General features: G+C 63.6%; 20 protein-coding genes. 7 read left to right on the forward strand and 13 right to left on the reverse strand.

All coding sequences use genetic code 11. The annotated features are described in order from the left end of the window. Positions 1-2: 2 nt before the first annotated feature. The gene (locus ACQ4WL_RS12030; RefSeq protein WP_436509951.1) at positions 3-1367 is read right to left on the reverse strand and encodes a serine hydrolase domain-containing protein; all 1365 of its coding nucleotides are present in this window, start codon (positions 1365-1367) and stop codon (positions 3-5) included. A 123-nt stretch (positions 1368-1490) separates the two neighbouring features. Next, entirely contained in the window at positions 1491-2435 is a 945-nt protein-coding gene (locus tag ACQ4WL_RS12035) for a VirK/YbjX family protein (protein ID WP_436509952.1), read from the reverse strand. A 207-nt stretch (positions 2436-2642) separates the two neighbouring features. On the opposite strand from ACQ4WL_RS12035, the gene ACQ4WL_RS12040 reads away from it, so the two are divergent. The 3 genes from ACQ4WL_RS12040 to ACQ4WL_RS12050 are packed head-to-tail and all read left to right on the forward strand — an operon-like array spanning position 2643 to position 4100. Beyond that, the gene (locus ACQ4WL_RS12040; protein ID WP_436509953.1) at positions 2643-3077 is read left to right on the forward strand and encodes a DUF1801 domain-containing protein; all 435 of its coding nucleotides are present in this window, start codon (positions 2643-2645) and stop codon (positions 3075-3077) included. Beyond that, complete coding sequence (locus tag ACQ4WL_RS12045) at positions 3074-3634, forward strand: hypothetical protein (protein WP_436509954.1); 561 nt, start codon at positions 3074-3076, stop codon at positions 3632-3634. Before ACQ4WL_RS12040 ends, ACQ4WL_RS12045 begins: the two co-directional genes overlap by 4 nt. A 19-nt stretch (positions 3635-3653) precedes the next feature. After that, on the forward strand, positions 3654-4100 hold the full coding sequence (locus ACQ4WL_RS12050; RefSeq protein ID WP_436509955.1) for a GNAT family N-acetyltransferase: 447 nt from the start codon (positions 3654-3656) through the stop codon (positions 4098-4100). Here ACQ4WL_RS12050 and ACQ4WL_RS12055 read toward each other — a convergent pair. After that, positions 4076-4345, reverse strand: coding sequence for a hypothetical protein (locus ACQ4WL_RS12055; RefSeq protein ID WP_436509956.1), 270 nt, complete (start codon positions 4343-4345; stop codon positions 4076-4078). The two genes, ACQ4WL_RS12050 and ACQ4WL_RS12055, sit on opposite strands and share 25 nt — an antisense overlap. After that, positions 4338-5354 carry a DNA-binding protein gene (locus tag ACQ4WL_RS12060; RefSeq protein ID WP_436509957.1) on the reverse strand — a complete coding sequence of 339 codons (1017 nt, stop codon included), beginning with the start codon at positions 5352-5354 and terminating at the stop codon, positions 4338-4340. Before ACQ4WL_RS12060 ends, ACQ4WL_RS12055 begins: the two co-directional genes overlap by 8 nt. A gap of 221 nt (positions 5355-5575) precedes the next feature. On the opposite strand from ACQ4WL_RS12060, the gene ACQ4WL_RS12065 reads away from it, so the two are divergent. Further along, entirely contained in the window at positions 5576-6595 is a 1020-nt protein-coding gene (locus ACQ4WL_RS12065) for a tyrosine-type recombinase/integrase (protein WP_436509958.1), read from the forward strand. Positions 6596-6788: 193 nt separating this feature from the next. On the opposite strand, the gene ACQ4WL_RS12070 is transcribed toward ACQ4WL_RS12065, so the two are convergent. From ACQ4WL_RS12070 to ACQ4WL_RS12090, 5 genes are all read right to left on the reverse strand, one after another. After that, positions 6789-8246: a serine hydrolase domain-containing protein gene (locus tag ACQ4WL_RS12070; protein ID WP_436509959.1), complete on the reverse strand. Its 1458-nt coding sequence runs from the start codon at positions 8244-8246 to the stop codon at positions 6789-6791. Positions 8247-8500: 254 nt separating this feature from the next. Next, complete coding sequence (locus ACQ4WL_RS12075; RefSeq protein ID WP_436510079.1) at positions 8501-8719, reverse strand: GNAT family N-acetyltransferase; 219 nt, start codon at positions 8717-8719, stop codon at positions 8501-8503. A 40-nt stretch (positions 8720-8759) separates the two neighbouring features. Further along, the gene (locus ACQ4WL_RS12080) at positions 8760-9212 is read right to left on the reverse strand and encodes a PaaI family thioesterase (protein ID WP_034748275.1); all 453 of its coding nucleotides are present in this window, start codon (positions 9210-9212) and stop codon (positions 8760-8762) included. A 33-nt stretch (positions 9213-9245) separates the two neighbouring features. Next, complete coding sequence (locus tag ACQ4WL_RS12085; protein WP_436509960.1) at positions 9246-9737, reverse strand: MarR family winged helix-turn-helix transcriptional regulator; 492 nt, start codon at positions 9735-9737, stop codon at positions 9246-9248. Between the two features lie 45 nt (positions 9738-9782). Then, the gene (locus ACQ4WL_RS12090; RefSeq protein WP_436509961.1) at positions 9783-10952 is read right to left on the reverse strand and encodes a citrate synthase family protein; all 1170 of its coding nucleotides are present in this window, start codon (positions 10950-10952) and stop codon (positions 9783-9785) included. 100 nt (positions 10953-11052) lie between these two features. On the opposite strand from ACQ4WL_RS12090, the gene ACQ4WL_RS12095 reads away from it, so the two are divergent. Next, positions 11053-12615 (forward strand): FAD-dependent oxidoreductase, encoded by a 1563-nt coding sequence (locus tag ACQ4WL_RS12095; protein ID WP_436509962.1) that lies wholly within the window; start codon positions 11053-11055, stop codon positions 12613-12615. Positions 12616-12618: 3 nt separating this feature from the next. Here the strand turns inward: ACQ4WL_RS12095 and ACQ4WL_RS12100 are convergent, their stop codons facing one another. Next, positions 12619-13077, reverse strand: coding sequence for a hypothetical protein (locus ACQ4WL_RS12100; RefSeq protein WP_436509963.1), 459 nt, complete (start codon positions 13075-13077; stop codon positions 12619-12621). 165 nt (positions 13078-13242) lie between these two features. Then, positions 13243-14124, reverse strand: coding sequence for a LysR family transcriptional regulator (locus ACQ4WL_RS12105; RefSeq protein WP_436509964.1), 882 nt, complete (start codon positions 14122-14124; stop codon positions 13243-13245). A gap of 97 nt (positions 14125-14221) precedes the next feature. Between ACQ4WL_RS12105 and ACQ4WL_RS12110 the strand changes: the two genes are divergently transcribed. Together ACQ4WL_RS12110 and ACQ4WL_RS12115 are read left to right on the forward strand one after the other, a co-directional pair. After that, positions 14222-14797: a GNAT family N-acetyltransferase gene (locus ACQ4WL_RS12110; protein ID WP_436509965.1), complete on the forward strand. Its 576-nt coding sequence runs from the start codon at positions 14222-14224 to the stop codon at positions 14795-14797. A gap of 118 nt (positions 14798-14915) precedes the next feature. Beyond that, positions 14916-16409: an MFS transporter gene (locus tag ACQ4WL_RS12115; protein ID WP_436510080.1), complete on the forward strand. Its 1494-nt coding sequence runs from the start codon at positions 14916-14918 to the stop codon at positions 16407-16409. On the opposite strand, the gene ACQ4WL_RS12120 is transcribed toward ACQ4WL_RS12115, so the two are convergent. Together ACQ4WL_RS12120 and ACQ4WL_RS12125 are read right to left on the reverse strand one after the other, a co-directional pair. Next, positions 16399-17451 (reverse strand): alpha/beta hydrolase, encoded by a 1053-nt coding sequence (locus ACQ4WL_RS12120; RefSeq protein ID WP_436509966.1) that lies wholly within the window; start codon positions 17449-17451, stop codon positions 16399-16401. The two genes, ACQ4WL_RS12115 and ACQ4WL_RS12120, sit on opposite strands and share 11 nt — an antisense overlap. 29 nt (positions 17452-17480) lie before the next feature. Continuing rightward, entirely contained in the window at positions 17481-18920 is a 1440-nt protein-coding gene (locus ACQ4WL_RS12125) for an alpha/beta fold hydrolase (protein ID WP_436509967.1), read from the reverse strand. Positions 18921-18991 lie beyond the last annotated feature (71 nt).

An 18991-nucleotide genomic window follows, 5' to 3' on the forward strand; every position in this document is an offset into this window, starting at 1 on the left:
CGCTACTGCTTGCGCGGCAAGACCACGTCCTGCCCACCCTGTTTGAGTACGGCGCCGGCGATCTTGCCTCCGGCATCGCGTGTAAAGGCCAGTTCTGCCTCGATGACGCGGAAGAAAAACTGGTCTTTCGCGCTGGCAAACAGGGGCGCCGAGCCGACACCCGTGCCGGCCGCTTCCAGCCCTTGCTTGCCCAAGGTCACCGTCAAGGTGAATTCTGCGCTCGGGGAATGCACGAGCACATAGTCGGCCACGTATTCAGCCAATGTTGCGCGCGGCAGTTCGATGGCGGCTTGCGGCTTTTTCAGCGGCGGCAAGGGCGTGCCCGGCAGCAAGGCGGACAAGCCCAGCGCATCGACATCGCGCGCCGTGTTGGTCAGCACCATCACGCCCCGCTTGCCGTCCGTGGTAAATGCCGCATAGCTGGCGTAGCCGCCCGTCTGGCCGCTGTGCCAGGCGTAGCTGTGTCCCTGTTGCTGTTCCAGCAGCCAGGCCAGGCCGATTTTCGTCTCGCTGTCCGGCGCCAGCGGCCGCTGCGGCTGGTTCGCCAGCGCATATGGGCGCAGCGGCCTGAACATATACGCTTGCAGGTAGGCAACCATGTCGCGCGCGCTCGAATACACGCCGCCGGCCGGCGCCACCACATTCAAGTCCCAGGCCGGCGTGGGTTCGCCCGATAGCAAATGGCCGGGTGCCAGGCGCGCCAGCATGCCGTGCGTGGGCTGGTTCGAGGTTGAGCGCATGCCCAGCGGCACGGCGATGCGCTTTTGCAGCAGCGCTTCATAACTGCTGCCGGCCTGTGCGGCCAGGGCCGTTCCCAGCACGGCGTAGCCGATGTTCGAGTAGTCAAATTGCGTGCCCGGCGCGCGTGGCAGATGATAGACGGCGAGAAACTGCCGCTGTTTTGCTTCCGTGTAATCGGCATACGGATTGGCCGGGTCTTTCGGCGCGAAGTTGTCGGGCAGGCGCGGCAGCGAGGAATAATGCGTGGCCAGGTCGAGCAGGTTGATCGTCTTGCCATCGAAGGCGGGCACCGTATAGCCTGGCAATAATGTCGCTACGGGCTGGTCGAGTTTCACCTTGCCCTCGACGATGGCGTCGGCCAGCAGCAAGGCCGTCATGGTCTTGGTGACGGAACCGATCTGGTAGACGGTGTCGGCGCCCGGTTTGATGTTCGTGCCGGCATGCACGCTGCCAAAGCCGTACACGGCGCTGTCCTTGCCGTCGATCACGGCGATGACGATGCTGGCGTGCATGCCCGTGCGCGTCAGTTCTCCAGCGCGCTGGCGCACGGCGTCGTCCAGCACGGGCGCGGCCAGGGCAGCAGTGCCGGCGAGGCAAAGGGGAAGGAGGGCGAAAGTGGGTATCATGGGAACCTGTCAGGTGATCAATGGAAAAGGCAAGTTCACGCCAGCCCCCGGATAAAGTGGCTGGGATGAATGCCGAGCATAGGCCGATTACATGAAGGTTGTCTGAGTTTTATGTCATTCTTGCTATAGTGGAAAATTACCGGCCGCAGACGCTTCCAGCAAACCCGCCAGCTGGGCGCGCATGTCGGCCGACATGCATTGCAGCAATTCGCCGCGCCGGCGCGCATCGGCGCGTTTCTTTGACGGCACGTCGGCCAGGTCCGGCGCCCGGTAGGGCGCGCAGGGCAAGTGATAATTGCCGTCGCGCATGCGCAAGGCGTGCAATTCCTGCCACGCCAGGTCGTAATCGGCGGCGATATGGCGCCTGCGCCGCGCATTCAGGGCGATGCGGTTGTCATTGCTGATCAAAAACAGGTTATTGCAGGCAAAAAAATCGCCGAAATCGCGCAAGGCCGCGACCATCAGGTTTTTCGGACGGCAACCGTGCAGCGCCCGCGTGGCTTCCTTGACCGCCAGCTTGCCCGCCTCGGAGCGCAAGCCTTGCAGCGCTCCCAGCTGCAAAGACACGCCATCGGCGCGCGGCAGGAACAGGAAGCTGGCCAGGTAGAAGGGCTGGCCATCGCGGGTCAGGCGCAGGCACAATTCGCCTTCGCGGTGGCTGTCGTGGATAGCCGTCAGCTGCAAGCGGTACAGCACCGCATCCTTGCCTTCGAACGCGGACAGCACCACGGGCTGGCGCGCGGCGCGCTCGACCAGCGCGCGCGCGCCCGCCTGCCACAGGAAGCGATAATGTCCTTCCAGCAAGGCCAGGCGATCCGTGCAGCCCAGTTGGCGCGAGGCGTAAGGGCGGTAAATCTTGAAGCGCAGGCAAGGATGCAGCTGCGCCAGGGAATGCAAGCCGGGCATGCTGCCCAGAAAGGCTTGCCAGCGCGTGCGCTGGCGGGGAAAGAAGAGGGCGCCCAGCGCCGCTTTCAGGCGGTGGCCGCTGGCGGGAGGTGATGGCACTGCGGGTGGCACGGCGGGCGGCACGGCGGCGCCGTGGCGCAAGGTTAAAGCGATGTCATTCATGGTTCTGCCGGAAAATGGCAGGCGCTGCACAATGAGAGCCTTGCCAGGATGAATGCTACGCGGGCCAGGTGAATTTCACGTTAAGAAGCTGGCGATACATGAAACGCGGCGCAACACGCGCCAGGGCGCAGAAGTGCTAGCATTGGGCACCCCGGCATCGCGCAGGCGCATACGGGCACAGACAGGTCAGGAAAGGGGATCACAGCCATGAAAAAAGCAGAGCCAGACACGCAGTCCGCGGATGGCGCGGTGAGCGGCGAGTCCGCTACCCGCCAGATCGACGCGAAAATCGCCTCCCTGGCGGACTGGCGCGGGAAAATGCTGGCCGGCGTGCGTGCGCTGATCTACCAGGCGGACCCGGACGTGGTCGAAGAAGTCAAATGGCGTGGCGTGCCCGTCTGGTCGCATGCGGGCATGATTTGCACCGGCGAAACATATAAGCTGGCCGTGAAACTCAGCTTCGCCAAGGGCGCCGCCTTGCCCGATCCTGCCGGTCTGTTCAATTCCAGCCTGGACGGCAACACGCGCCGGGCCATCGACATTCACGAAGGCGAGCATCTCGATGCCGCGGCGTTCAAGGCGCTGATACGCGCCGCCGTGGCAATGAATACGGCGCCCAAACCAAAGCGGACGAACACTTGAGACATTATCTTTATATCTGGCACGACCCGGCCGAGCGCATGCTGGTCGCTTCCGGCATTGAATTCAAGGATTTTATCCCCGTCCTCGGCAAGGCCGGCGGCATCGTGCTGCGCAAGGGCAGCGCCGGCACGGCCAGGAAACCTGCCGCCTGGCAGACCTTGGCGCAGCAGCAATTGCCGGCCCTGGCCCACGAAGACTTGCACGCCTGCGGCAGCCATGCCTGGGCCGATTACCAGGATACGGCGCCAGCTTCCCGTGATGCTGCGGTAGCCACAGCGCTGGCGCACCGTGCCGCAGCGTCGCAGCGCACGGGCCTTGCCGCCTTGCAGAACCGCTACCTTGCCTTTGGGCACGACGATGGCTGGTATCTGAAACTGTTTTATGCGGCATGGGGCGACGTGGCGCAGCTTTTGGCCAGTGCCATTCCCGCCACGCTGGGCACGCTCGACATCGATGCATTGGAACGGGCAGGCGACGGCTACTGGCTGCAAAACGGCACGCTCGATGTGGAGCTGAGAACCCACGATATCGACAGCGTGCTGAACCGCCGCCTGTAGCCGGTCAAGAGCGCCAGCCATGCCCATTTTCCTGATTCGCCCCTTTGCCAGTGCGGATACGGCATCCTGCACCGCCATCCTGGCCCTGGCGGGGCGCGACGCCTTCGGCCCTGTCGCAAATAGCGCCGTATTCACGGCCGCGACGCAGGGCGAAGATATCCTCGTTGCCGAACGCGACGGCATCGTTGCTGGCTTTGCCGCCGTGTACACGGGCGACGCCCCCGACTACTTCCTGCACCACCTGTACGTACACCCGACGCACAGCGGACGGGGCATCGGCGCGCAACTGCTGGCGGCTGTCGTGGCGCGCTTCGGTCCCCATCTGAGTCTGAAGACGCAGCTCAGCAATACGGGCGCGCGACGCTTTTACGCGCGCGCGGGCTGGGTCGAAGAGGCGGCGGACAGCGGCGTGGACGCCATCGGAGCGTGGATACGAGTGCGCTACCGTGCCAGGCAGGGACAGTGAAACGTCAGATTCAACGTGGCGCGCAAGGCGACCATTGCGCCTCGCAGGCGCGCAGCATGCCGGCAGGCAGCGCTTGCCTGCGCCAGCAGCGGCGCGCTGATCGGCGTGAGGGTGAAATGCTGCGCATACTCGTCCCCGTCGGCCGTCATCGGGCAGGCAAAATAATGGGGCAAGCCTTGACAGCTGGCGCTGCCCGTCCTGCGGCCAGCATCTAGATCCCATACCATGTACACCGGTTCAGACATCGCGTTGCTCCTTGGTGTGCAGTGCCAGGCGCGCCGCCATGCCGGCATTCTCTCGCAGCAAGCCATCGCGCTCCTGCGCCCATGCTTCCATTTTCTGCTGCGATATTTGCCCGCTTTCCGCCAGCATGTCGAGCTGGCGGTCTTGCGCGGCTAGTGCCACCTTGGCATCGTTCAGCGCCAGCAAGGCCGTATCGAGCTTGGCCAGCAGGGCGTCGGCCGACGCGGCCGCCTGCAGATATTGAAATTCAAACTGGTCGCGCTCGGGGCGCACGGTGGCCAGGGCGTCGCGGTGCGCGGCCGCTTCACTCGATATGCGCGCCTGCTCCGCCTGCAGCTGCGCCAGGCGCATGTCCTGCTGCACCAAAGTCGCTTGCTGGCCCTGCAAACGCTGCTGCAGCTGGGCATTATCCTGCTCCAGCCGGCTGATCCGTTGCTGCGCCTGGGCCCGTTCCTCGCTGCGCTGGGTAGCGGCCGCTTCCTGATAATGGTCGAACTGCGAGCGCACCTGCGCCAGTTGGCGGTTGAGGGCGGCGATTTCCTCGCCCCGGTCGGCCAGGCGCTGCGTCAGGCCCGCATTGTCGCTGTGCAGGGTGGCCAGGGTGACAGCGCGAAAATGGTGTTCTTCCTTCAGTTGCGCCAGCGCGTGCTGGGTAGCGCGCAATTCCTGGGTGAGGGCGGCGCGCGCCTCCGTCAGTTTCAGCCGTTCGCTTTCCGTCTTTTTCAGCTTTTCCAGTGCCGCCTCGAGTTCGGCGCGGTTTTGCTGCATGCCCGTTTCCAGCTGTTGCGCCACGTCGCGCTGCTGCTTCTCATACACGCCGCGCATCGCCTCCATCAGCTCGGCCGGCAAGCCTGCCTCCGTTTTTACGGCGCCCGCGCCCTGGAACTCTTCCTTCCAGCGTTTTAACAGGGGCGCGATGGTGCTCTTGCTGCCCGTGCTGCCCAGCGCTTCGCGCACGCTGTCGACCGTGGGATTGCGCCCATCGGCAGCGACGATTTGGGCTGCTTTCATAACATCAGAGTACAGAATGCCGGTGCGGGCCATAAAACCACCTATGAGCTAAATTTCGTAACGTATTACATGATACGTAGTATTAGATAATATTACGATATAAATTTTACTTGTTTTTGACAAATGTAAGCGACGATAAGATTGCTTATCGCGTGTTATGGGGGTGCTTTGCATGCTATTCTGTGACCCTCCCAGTACAACACCGCGATTTCGCTACTGCCATGCTTGATTTGCCCCTCTCGAAACGCCGTATTGCCCCTTCGAAAAACGCCGCCATCGCCGTTGCACCGTTACACGGCACCCTGATCGATGCCGACCTGGCCGCGCGCCACCAGGCGTTTCTTGCCGCCGCCACGTCGGACAACACGCGCCGCACCTACCGTTCCGCCATCCGCCACTTTCAGGCCTGGGGCGGGGCACTGCCTGCCGATGAGTCGACCGTCATCCGTTACCTGCTGGCCTACGCGGACAGCCTGAACGCGCGCACCCTGGCGCTGCGCCTGACGGCCCTGTCGCAATGGCATGTGTACCAGGGCTTTGCCGACCCGGCGTCCACGCCCACCGTGCGCAAGACCCTGGCCGGCATCGCGCGCCTGCACGGCAAGCCGAAAAAGAAGGCCAAGGCCCTGCCTCTGGAAGACCTGGAGTTGATCGTCGCCAAACTGGCTGCGCTCGGTAGCGTCAAGGCCCTGCGCGACAGCGCCTTGCTGCAAATGGGATTTTTTGGCGGTTTTCGGCGCAGCGAACTGGCGGGATTGACACTGGAAGACGTGAGCTGGGAGCCGCAGGGCATGGTAATCACCTTGCCGCGCTCGAAAACGGATCAATCGGGGGAGGGCATCGTCAAGGCGATCCCGTTCGGCGACGGCGTCTGCTGTCCGGCCACGGCCCTGCGCGCCTGGCTGGCCGCGGCACATATCCGTACGGGGCCGCTCTTGCGCACCGTCAACCAGTGGGGCCATGTGAGCGTCAAAGCACTGCACGCCAGCAGCATCAACACGATCCTGGCAAGCTGCGCCAGGCTGGCGGCGCTCGATTACGTGCCGGAATTGTCGAGCCACAGCCTGCGCCGCGGCATGGCCACCAGCGCGCACCGGGCGGGCGCCGATTTTCAGGCCATCAAGCGCCAGGGCGGCTGGCGCCACGACGGCACCGTGCATGGCTATATAGAAGAGGCGGGGCGTTTCGAGGAAAATGCGGCCGGCAGCCTGTTGAAGGCGAAGAAGAAGCCGGCGACCTGAGGGCGCCCGACAGCACCTTGCGGCGCACCTCCAATGCGCGAGGGAATGGAGCGGAAGGTCTGCCCGCGTCTCATGGCAAATGCGCAATCTGCGAAATCGGCGTAGTCATCCAAGCGTTGGTTCGACGCCCCATCATGGCATCCGTCCGGCAGCGAACAGATCAGATTTCTCTTCAGTCTTTTGAGACTGATTATTAACGTGGATAAACAATGAACTGATCCAGCTTGCCATCAGGCGTAAAGTAGGTTGGCACTCGCAGGGTCCCGCCAGCAGTCTTGATGCGGAAGAAACGGTAGACAAGGCCACCTCGGCGGTCAGAACGCGTTTCGACGATGCTCTCCACCTCGCCCAACGGTTTGAGCGAAGCGGCAAAGTCGGCCACGACCTGTTCGCTGAAATAGCCACTCAGGCCATCGCTCATCTGGCTGCGGTCAGGATGTCCGGTTTGTAACTGTACAAACAGGGCACGAACCTTGTCCAAGGCCAGTGGGGCAGCGGCATCGGCGGTGGAAGCGAACAGAAGCGCTTCGATCTCGCCCGTAACTTTGTCACTGGTACTGCCGGCTCCATTGGTGAGCACGACAATGGCCATATCGTCGTTCGGGAAAACGGTGTTTTGCGAGCGGAAGCCAGCTACCTCGCCACCGTGGTCCCAACGTAAACGTCCTTCGGGCGTCATGCGCACGAATTGGCCAAGGCCGTAGTTTGTACCGGTGCCGCCGGTCAACAAATTTTCCGTCGCAATGGCTAGACGGGAGGCGCGGCCAAGGATGGCATCATGCATCAGGGCGATATCCCACCGTGCAAGATCACTCGCAGTCATCGCCAGGTTGCCGGCTGCCCATATCCAATACTTGCCCTCTGGGCGGGCTGGACGTGGTGGACCGAATGCCGCCACTTCATAGCCCTGCGGATCGCTTGCGTCCCAGGGCGTCATGCTCGTGTCGACTGCCGAGCGCATGCCCAGTTTGTCCGTGATGCGGCTGCGTATGAAAGTACCGAGCGACATGCCGCTCGCCATTTCGATGATACGGCCGGCAATCGCATAGCCGGTGTTGCTGTATTCCCATCTCGAGCCAGGCTCGAAACTGAGCGGCCGTTTCCCCCAGTCCGAAAGGATCGCATCGACCGTCGTTGGTTTCACCATGAATGGCGCCAGATAATCGAGTGGGTAATAGTCCGGGTAGCCGGCTGTGTGCGCAAGCAATTGGCGCACCGTGATCTCATTTGCCCTCGTCAGTTCGGGCAGAAAACGTGCGACTTTGTCGTCGAGCGATAGCTTGCCGTCTTCCGCCAGCAACAGCGTCGCCGCCGCTACGAATTGCTTGGTGTTCGATCCGATCTTGTAGCGCATCTGCGGCGTCGCCTTGAGCGCCCGGTCAATGCTTGCCATGCCGTACGCTTGCGCATAGGCCAGCTTGCCGTCCTTGACAATGGCAATTGACACGCTAGGGACCGACTTATCCTCCAACGCCTTCATGACGATGGCGTCGATCGCGCGCGCGGTATCTGGTGCAAGCTGGGCGGAAGCGCCCAGGGGCAGCGTGGCGCCAAGTGCCAGAATACAGCGGAGAATGGTGCTGCCTGCACCTGCGTTCGCAGTCTGCAACAGCTTGTCGGTTTCTTGCGTGCGGTTTTCGTTTTTTTTCATTGGGAGATGATTGCTGATGGCAAGGGAGTCCAGGCAGTGTAATCTTCCGACCTGCCAGGATCGCCGCAAACCGACGAATGGCAATATTGGCATGATGGAATGTCAATAATGCGGTATCGACGGGCCGGCTCAGTAAAGGCCCAGCTAATGTCACGACCGACTGCAGCCGGTCAGTGATGGGCTCGAATCGCGCCGAAGCGAACCATGAAGCAGTTGAGGTTTGATGTAACGTTGACGTCTGGCGAGGTTGAAAATCATGGGTGTTGCTGCTGGTAGAGAAACCAAGTCAGGCCCGTCTTGCGGTGCGCGGGCAGCACCGCGCCGAGCCAGCTATACAAAGAGCCGTCCTTGGCGGCATACCCCAGCTTGAAGCCCACAGGCCGGCCGTCCGCTTCCGCGATGAGCACCGGGGCGCTGCCGGGCAGCCGTGCCTGCAGCTGCGCCAGGCTACGCCGCTGGTCGAACTCGGGTATCGAGCACCTGACAGGCTATCCTTGATAGTACCGGGCCGTATCATGCGGCGGCCTGCTCCCGGGGGCGGATGATCATGCAGGTGGCCGTCGCGTGCGCGTACACTTTACCGGCCTCGTCGCGGATCGTGCCTTCGGAAATGACCAGGTTGCGTCCCGCATTGATCACTTTGCCTTCCGCGTAGACCGTCACGTTGAAAGGCAGGGGGCGGCACATCTTGATGTTCAGGTCGGTCGTGCCATAGCTTTCGCCGGCTGGCAAGACCGTGTGCGTGGCGCAGCCCGTGACCGTGTCGAGCACGGTCGCGGCGAAACCGCCGTGCACTCCGCCCATGGGATTGGTGTGCGTTTCATTCGCCGTCGCCGTGAAGATGACACGGCCATGCTCCACCGTGTGGGCGTCCATCGGCATGGTCTTGGAAATGCCGGGCCGGGGAAACAGGCCTTGCGCGAAAGCTTGCATCAGTTGCAAGCCGGTCATATCGTTGGGGTGCATGGATAACTCCTGTGGTGATATTGTGGGGATGAGTCAGACGTCCTGCGCAAAACGCAGGCGCGAGGCGTGCAGCAGGAAGCGGGCGACGACGGCCAGTTCTTCCTCGCTGAAACCGTGCTTCAGTTGTTCATTCAGGCTGTCGAGCAGGGGCAGGGCGGCGGCCAGCACCTCGCCGCCCTTGGGCGACAGGTGCAAGGTGCCGGCGCGCGCGTCGAGCGCCGACTGGCCGCGTACGATCAGGCCGTTTTCTTCCATGCGTGCCGACAGCCCCGTCACGGCCGAGTTTTTCAATTGCAACAATCTCCCCAGATCCTTCAATTGGCAACCTTCCTCGCCCTTCAGGGCAAACAGGGCGACGACTTGCGTGCCGGAAAACCCCAGTTCGCTGGTGAAGACGGCGTCGGCCGAGCGAAACAGGTTCTGGCGCGCCAGGTTGAGCAGATTGAACAGACGCGGCGAGCGCTCGCCCAGCGGGCAGGCTGCAGCATCGGGAACGTCTGGGGTGGGGGAGGTATTGGTACGCATGCGGAGTATACTACTACGTATGCGTAATAAATCAAGCGACTATTCTTAGTCGCGCTGGCGCCGCCCGATGTAGCGGGCGCGGGGACGTATCAAGGCGGCGCTGGCGGCTTGCTCGGTGGCATGCGCGATCCAGCCGGCCGAGCGGGCCAGCGCAAACACGCTCATGCCAGCGCCCTCGGGCCAGCCGAACGCCAGCTCCATGGCGGCCAGCGCCAGGTCGGCGTTCGGCTTGGCATCGAGCAAGGCGCTCGCCGTGGCGCATGCTGCCAGGATGGCGCGCAGCTGCGGTCGCTCGTGCGACAGTGCCGACAGGCGGTCCAACAGATACGCGGCGCGCGGGTCGCCCAGCGGATACAGCGGGTGGCCAAAGCCGGCGAATTCCGGCGCGATCGTCTTGTAATAGGCGCCGATGGCGGCCCCGGTATCTGGTGCGGCCAGCGCCTGCATCAACATGCACCTGGCCGCCGTGCTGCCGCCGTGCTTGTCGCCGGACAAGGCTGCCAAGCCCGCGCCCAATGCGGCGGGCAGGCTGGCCCCCGTCGAGGCGACGCAGCGCACGGCAAAGGTCGATGTATTCAATTCATGGTCGGCCAGCAACACGAGCGCGGCGCGCAGCAATTCAGTCTGGTTCGCATCGGCTTGCCACGCCTGGGCCAGTTGCCGGTGCAGCGGCAAGGCGGATGGCGCCGTCTGCAGCAGGGCGGCGGCCAGGATGCGCATCAGTGCCGGGCCAGATTGCAGCGAGTGCGGCATGTCCGCTGGCGCCAGCACGGCCATGCCAAGCATGGCGCGCGCCAGCGGCGGCGCATCGCGCGCGTTGGCCAGCCCCTGTGACAGAGCAGGCGCGTCCTGCTGAAAGTAGTCGTGCGCGTTATCGTCCCACAGCAGGCTGGCAGCCATCTCCAGGGTCGCGTGCTGCGCCAGCGCTGTCGCATCGCGGCCCCGGTACAGCAATCGGCCATCGAGAATGTGGGAAATCTGTGTCTCCAGCACGGGCAAGCCCCAGTGCATGGCGGCCACGGCCGTCTGGCCGCCCCGTTTGGCGTCATTTTTACGGGCCGCCAGGCGCAGCACCTCTTCCTGCGGATAGCGCTTGCGGCGCGACGCTCCATTGCTGATGGAGGCCAGCAAGCCCCGACTCACATAGGAATACAGGGTGGGCAGGCTGACGCCCAAAAGGCGCGCCGCGTCAGGAGCGGACAGATCGTTGTTCATGGCGGCTATTGTAGCGGTTGTCACTTTATATTGATTGATGGAATCAAGATTGACGGGCCGGGGGGCGCGTCACTAGACTGATGCCTTTCCAGGAGTCTGCATGAGCACATTTACCATACGCACCTTGCGCCCCGACGACGCAGCACCCGTGCTGGCCTTCGAGCAAGCCAACCGGGCCTGGTTCGAGCGCCATATCGACCGGCGCCCGGACGATTTTTACAGCGTTGACGGCATCCATGCCCACGTCGCGCAATTCCTGGAAGAGCACGCGCAGGGGCGCATGCACCCCTGCGTCATCGTCGACGAACACGGACAATTAATCGGGCGCGCCAACCTCAAGGACATTGACCGGAAACGAGGCGTAGCCGAAGTCGGCTACCGCATCGGGCAGCAGCAGGCGGGCAGGGGCCTGGCCACGGCCGCGCTGCAGTACCTGATCGCCCTGGCGCAAGATGAATGGCGGCTGAGCAGCCTGTGCGCCTATGCCATCGACGGCAACGGGGCCTCGATCCGCGTGCTGGAGCGCTGCGGTTTCGCGCAGGGAATGGCCGTGCCCGATATTGCCCTGGTGGCAGGCAAGGTAGTCGATGGCCATGCCTACGCGCTGGAGCTGCGGGCAGCCCCCCAACGCATCATCGTCATCGGCGCCGGCATTGTCGGCGCGTCGCTCGCCTACCACCTGGCCAGCAAGGGAGCGCAAGTCACCGTGGTCGAGGCGGGCGGCATCGCTTCCGGCGTGACGGGCACCTCGTTTGCCTGGATCAACGCGTCCTGCGCGGGGAAGAACCCCATCGCGGCCCTGCGCGGCGGCGCCATCGCCGCCTGGCGCCAGCTGGAAACAGAAGTGCCGGGCTTGACGGTGCGCTGGCATGGGGCCTTGTCGTATGGCACGCAGGATGGGCGCGTGTCGCCCTCGTGCATATTGATTGAGCGCGCCCGCATTTCCCAGCTTGAACCGCAGTTGCGGCAGCCTCCGGAGCAGGCGCTGTACGAACCGGAGCAGGGCGCCCTCGACGCCGTTGCCGCCACGCACGCCTTGCTGGCAGCGGCCCAGGCGCTCGGCGCGACAGTCCGCACGCACACGCCCGTGCTGGGCTTTGCCTTCCAGGACGCGAAGGTGACGGGCGTGGAAACGGCCGCTGGCGTCATCGAGGCGGATGTGATCGTATTGGCGGCAGGCACGGGGACTGCTGCGCTGGCGCAGAAACTGGGCGCCAGCCTGCCGATCCACGCCTCGCCCGCCATCTTCCTGCGCTACCAGGCGCCACCGGGCCTGGTGCACGGCATCATTTCCAGCCATGTCATGGAAGTTCGGCAAGCCGAGGACGGCACCATGCTGGCAGCGGAAGATTACGTGGACGAGGCGCCGGAAAACCAGCCCGCCGCCATCGCGCAGCGCACGGCCAGCGCGATTCGCAATGAACTGGAGGGCGCCGAGGCCATCGCGCCGGCATTCGCCTGCATCGGCCTGCGCCCCGTGCCCTTTGACGGCGTGCCCGTCATCGGCTACTTGCCGCAGGTGGAAGGCGTATATGTGTGCGCCATGCATCCGGGCGTGATGCTGGCGGCCATCGTGGGCCAGCTCGCCAGCGGGGAAATTGCCGACGGCCAACCAGCGTCAGCCCTGGAGGCTTGCCGGCCCGCGCGCTTTCTGGCGTGCTGATTCCTAGGGAACAGGCACGACAAACACGGGCAGGATGAATGGCGACGGCTCCTGCTCATCGCCTTGCTCCGACGGGGCCTGCATATAGTGCTCGTTGCGCCAGTCCCCGTTCACCACGCGGTCGGCGATCAGAGATAAATCCTGTGTTTCGCGCAGCGCGCAGCGAAACGGCAGCCGGCCATGCCAGCGCGACACCAGGCTGAAGCGCAGCTGGCGGCATTGCGCATCGTGCCAGCAATACAACAGCATATCCTCGCCTTTGAGCACGCTGCTGCGCGCCGCGATCACCTGGCCGATGAATTCAACGATATCGGCCGCATGCATCTGCGGAGTTTCCTCGTCCGTGGGCGAAAAGCTCCACATATTGGTCATCGCTTCGTGATTGATGTCGTCGGGATAGATCTCCACGGCATCGTCTTTTGCCATGGTGTGCCAATTGTTGACGACAGTTGAGTGAGTCATGTAAATCTTTCCATATTTACTAATATCTGTTTGTTTACGCATGTGCATGCCTTGGTAACGCGTGGCTTGCACAGGCGTGGCCAATCAAGATTTAACTTGACTGTTCAGCCCATTCAGACTTGTGCCATACCTCGACCCTTGCTCCTTAAGCGCCGGTTCCCTGACTCACCCCCTCGGCCCATCCGCCAACAACTCCGCCAGCCTGGTCGTCAACCACAAACTCGTCTCGCTCAGCTTCTTCCCATGGATCGACAGCCGCCGCACGGGCAGGCGCGACAAGGCCAGGGCAGGGCAGGGCACTTCCTGCAAATAGCCCTTGTAGTTGTCGTAATTGGCGATATTCAGCGGCAGGATCGCCCAGCCCAGCTCGTCCGCCACCATTTCCGCGATGCTGTAAAAACTGTCGGAAAACCAGACGGCGGGGCTGAAGGCGTGTTCGCGGTTCAGGTCCGAATCCATGATCAGCTGGCGGTAGCGGGTCAGCTCGTTGCGGCTCACTTCCTGGCCGTGCGCCATCGGGTGGCCCTTGGCCACGAACACGCCTTGCGCCACGCTGCCGATGTGCTGCTGTTCCAGCACAGGCGAGATGGGGCCTCGGTCAAAATGGAAGGCGACATCGGCTTGCTGCTGTTCCACGTATTGCGCCACTTCCGAGGCCGTGGCGTTGAGCATGACCAGTTCCAGCGCCGGGTAGCGCGCCGCCAGTTCCTTCACCAGGGTGCTGATGGCCAGGTAGGGCAGAGCTTCGTCGAGCGCCAGGGTCAGCTGTGCTTCGGGCGCTTCGCTCAGCAGCTGGGCGCGCAGTTGCAAGCGCTCGGCCTGGCGCAGCAATTCGCAGGCTTCCAGGTGCATCACCTTGCCCGCTTCCGTCAGCACGGCGCTGCGGCGCGAACGGTCGAACAGTTCCACGCCGAATTCCGCTTCCAGCAAGCCAATCGAGGTGCTGACCACCGATTGGGCGCGGCCCAGCCGGCGCGCCGCGCCCGAGAAAGAACCGGCGGCGACGGCCGCTTCAAAGTAGCGCATTTGTTCCAAAGTCCATTGCATGGCATCCACCTATCTGTTTTACAGATGGATTTTAACTTGAATGCCATTCAGGGGCGACATAAAATGCCTTTACTCATTCAACAACACGAGATCCGCCATGAAAAACGCTCAAGCCAATTCCCCCGCCATCAGCTTTGGCTGGTGTCACGACGCCACCGCCGAAGATGCGCTGTGCAATCTCTACCTTGACAACGTCAGCGCCGACTATATCTCCCATTCGGAGCTGCAGGGCGAACGCGCCGACGCGCCCGGCAACTGGCGCGCGGACTTGCCTGAGGTCATACGCGGTGAAATCCGCGCCGCCCTGTCGCATGACTGGGCGCATGGCGATTCGACCCTGCTGGCCGTCGCCATGTCGGGTGACGCCATCGTCGGCATGGCCCTCGTTTCCATCGATACGCGCCAGCGCGCCTCGAAATCGTTCGCCGCGCTGGACGACCTGGTCTTGCTGCCCGCCGTGCGCGGCGGCGGCATCGGCAGTCAGTTAGTGGAGTGGGTGGCCGACGAGCTGCGCAGCCACGGCATCGCCCGCCTGTTCCTCGAATGCGGCGCGCACAACCTGACGGCGCAACAATTCTTCCAGGGACGCGGCTTCAAGCAAGTGTCCGTCGTCATGCTGCGCGAACTTGACGCAGTGTCCGCCGTGGATGACAAGGATGGCGACCGTGGCTGACGCCCGCCGCCCCCGACAAGGCCAGGCCCGTGGCAGCCTGGAACGTAAATATTTGCGCAGCACCCGCTTTATCCAAACAGATAGTTGTTAACTAATACATGAGTTGTTTATGCATCCAATGAAAAAATGGCTGACGCTGGCCATCGTCTCCAGCGCCCTGTTCCTGATCGTGGTCGACATGACCGTGCTCTACACCGCCTTGCCCGCGCTGACGCGCGACTTGCAGGCATCCTCATCGCAAAAACTGTGGATCATCAACGTCTACGCGCTGGTCGTCTCCGGCTTGCTGCCCGGCCTCGGCACCCTTGGTGACCGTTTGAGCCACAAACCCGTTTTCCTTGCCGGCCTGGCCGTGTTCGGCATCGCCTCGCTGTGTGCCGCGTTTTCGCCCGCGCCGGAATGGCTGATCTTTGCCCGCGTGTTGCTGGCCATCGGCGCCGCCTTGATGATGCCGGCTACCTTGTCCATCATCCGCCTGACCTTTACGGACCACCGCGAGCGCTCGTTCGCCATCGGCGTGTGGGCGGCGATTGCCTCCGGCGGCGCCGCGTTTGGCCCCGTGCTCGGTGGTTTCCTGATGGAACATTACTGGTGGGGTTCCGTCTTCCTGATCAACGTGCCCATCGTGTTGCTGACCCTGGTGCTGGCCGCCGTCGTCCTGCCGAAACGGGCCGGTAACCGCGACAAGCCGTGGGACTTGAAGGGCTCGCTACAAATCATGATGGGTCTGCTCGGTGGCGTGTATGCGATCAAGGAGCTGGGCAAGTCGCAGCCCTCGTATGCGCTGGCCGCCGCCTCGTTCGCCGTGGGCGCCTTCTTCATGCTCAAATTCGTGCGCCGCCAGAAGCGGCAAGCCAAGCCGCTGATCGACTTCGCCCTGTTCCGCGAACTGCCGTTTTCCAGCGCCGTGGCGGCCGCCATGGTGGCCTCCGCCGCCCTGATCGGCATGGAGCTGGCGCTGAGCCAGCACATGCAGCTGGTGCGGGAACTCTCGCCGCTGGAAGCGGGCTTGCTATTGTTGCCGCTGCCGCTGGCGTCCGTGTTTGCCGGCCCGTTGACGGGTTTCATGTTGCCGCGCGCCGACAAGGCCAAGGTACTCTGGGGTTCGCTGTTGCTGTCCGGTATCGGCATGGCCTCGTATCTGGTGCTGCATGACGCCGCCGTTTCGGCGCAAGTGGCCAGCCTGGTGATCCTGGGCCTGGGCCTGGGTGCCGTCATGACGGCCGCGTCCAGCGCCGTGATGCTGAACGTGGCACCGCAGCAGGCCGGCATGGCCGCCTCGATCGAGGAAGTGTCGTACGAACTGGGCGCCGTCATCGGCGTGACGGTGCTGGGCACGATCCTGTCGGCCGTCTACAGCGCCACCCTGGTGATCCCCGAAAGCGCGGGCCTGTTGCCGAATGCGCATGACACCCTCGATGCGGCGCTGCTGGCCGCCGAGCAATTGCCAGCTGAACTGGGCTTGCAAGTGTCTGAACTGGCCCGCTCGGCCTTTGACAAGGCATTTATTGTCGTGCTTGCCACGGCTTCCGCCATCCTGCTGGCGGCCGCGGCCACCATCCGCCACTTGCATCTGCGGGCGCGCCGAGCAGCTATTCCGGTCAACGCTTGAGCAGCGGCGCCACCTTGTCGCGTAGAATCGTCCATTGGGCGTCGAGCACAGCCTGGTTGGGGTCGTGTCCGGCCCGTTTTACCACCGTAAAACCCTTGGCCGGCGCCGTGATGCTGTCGAAATACGTGCGCGCGATGACGGGCGAGGTCAGCAAGTCCGCTTCGCCCATGAGGAAAAACACGGGCAAGTCAAAGCGTATCCCCAGCGCGGGCAGGTTCACTGTCGAAAACATGCCATCACCGCGCAAGCCGATGAACTGGATGTACGAGTAGTCATCGGCCGCCTCGGCATCGGCCAGCGCTTGCGGCGTGGCGTAGAACGGCGCGGGCTGCCACCAGTGCCTGGGCGGCGCATCCGTTGCCAATCCTTCATATTTGCGGTCGAAGCGGCGCAAGATGCCGAAGTTGCGCGGGTCCGTCCATGGCGGCGCACCCAGCGCCGTCAGCTTGGCCACCGTGGCGGTATCACCAGCCGCTTGCGCCAGCGCCATCACTTCCCGGTACATGCCGGTCTCATTTTCCCGCGCATTGACCACCTGCGCCGTGCCGATATATGCGTGGAACAGGTCGGGCCGCTCCTTGGCCATGTGCACGCCCAGAATCGATCCCCAGGAACTGCCCATCAGGATGACTTTATCCTTGCCCAAGTGCCGCTGAAGATAGCGGGCCACGGCAATGCCGTCGTCGCGCATCTGTGCCACAGTCAAGGGCACGTCTTCCGTTGGCCGCTGCTTTGCATACGTCATGCCGGCGCCGCGCTGGTCCCACTGCACCAGGGTGTAGTGCCGTTCCCAGCCGGCATAGATGGCATCCGCATACGGACTCAGCGCGTTGCCGGGGCCGCCATGGATGAAGAGGATCACGGGATTGCCGCAGGCGGCGCCCGTGACCGTGATCCATTGCTCGATGCCATTAATGGGCACATAGCCCTGTTCGCGCACGGCCTGCGCGGGCGAGGCGCAGATCGACGGGGCGGCGGGTGGTGCCGCTTGCGCCACGCCGAAACAAGATAACAGCAGCAATGCCAGGCTTGTGATGCGCATATCGTCCTCTTGTAACTAGTGGGTGGGAACTACAGTGTGCAATCCTGTACCGCCTTGCCGGCAATGAAGCGCTGGCTCGCCTGTTCAAAGCAGGCGGGGGCCGTCCATAACAGGAAATGCGGAGCGTTGTGCACGGTGGACAGGGCCACCTTGCCCGCCTTGTTCTGCGTCAAAGCCTGCACTTGCGCCTGCGCCCCCGCGTACGGCGTCTTCGGGTCCAGGGTTCCCTGCAGCACCAAAGTTGGCGGCACTTTCGCCGGCAAGGCGCCGAAATAGGCATCGCGCGGGTAGGTGGGCAAGCCGCCGCCCAGCAAGATGCGGGGCAGGGGACTGGTCAACAGCAAGTCCGCCTCTTCGCGGTCGAGGTCGGCGGCGGCCCAGTTGGGGCGCAAGGACGGCTGCAGATTGTTTTCCGAATTGCTGATGATATTGACCAGCGGTATCGACAGCGGCGACTGGGGATAGCTGCCCAGGCTGGCAGCCGCCTGCACCAGGATGGCGCGCACGGACGCCAGTTCCGCATCGCCGCCCTGGTCCAGGTCGCGCAGCAGATACGGAATGCGGGCGCGGGCGGTCGGCACGTCGAGCATGCCACCCAGGAAGTTTTTCAGGTTTTTGCCGGGAATCTTCGCCAGCAGGGTGGCATCGGCTTGCGCCTTGTCCAGCACGCGGCGGTACAAGGTTTCAGCCGGCTCACCCAGTGCCGCGTGGCAAGCCGGGTCCGCATCGCAGTTGGACAGCACCTGCATGCCGACCGTGTTGACCACCTGCGAGCGCTGGCTCAAGTCCCAGCGCGCATCCGTTTGCGGCGGTACCAGCGAGTCGAGGATGACGCCCTTGACGGGCAGCGGCCCCAGCTGCAAGGTGCGCAAGACCAGTTGCGTACCGTACGACACGCTGTATACATACACAGGCGGCTTCTTCTTGCCCTGTTCGCCTTCGATCAGCGCCTTCAAGTCGCGCGCGGCCGTGGTGATGGAAAACTGCGCCGCGTATTCGGGCATCAGATTGATGCCGGCAAAGCAACTGGCCCATTCGGCGCCCGCCAGCGCGCGGCCGCCGGGGCTTCGTTCGGACTCTTCCACCTTGCACAGGCGCGACGAGTGGCCCGTGCCGCGGTGGTCGGGGATCAGGAATTCAAAGCCGGGAAAGCTGCGGCGCAAGGTGGGCAGCAGGCTGTAGAACGAGGCCCCCGATTCGCCGGGGCCGCCCGCCACCAGCCACAGAGTGCCCATGGCAGGTTTGCCGGCCGGCACGTCGGCGGCAAACTTGCGCACGAAGATGTGCATGGCATCCGTGTCGCCGATGGCACGGCCCTGCGCATCGTAGCTGCCGGGCACGTTCAAGCCCGAGCACAGGCTGCCGGAGGCGGCCGTATCGGAGCAGGGCGTGAAGAACATCGGTTCGGCATGCAGGGAAGTGCCAGCCAGCAGAGTGGCCAGCAAGGTCAGGCGGGGAAGAAAGGTCATCGGCTACTTTGGCGGCGGTGGGGAACAGCCGTCAAAGTAGCGTTTTTTACACCAATTGTCCAGATGGAAAT

Source organism: Janthinobacterium kochi, assembly GCF_051380715.1.
GTDB lineage: Bacteria > Pseudomonadota > Gammaproteobacteria > Burkholderiales > Burkholderiaceae_D > Janthinobacterium.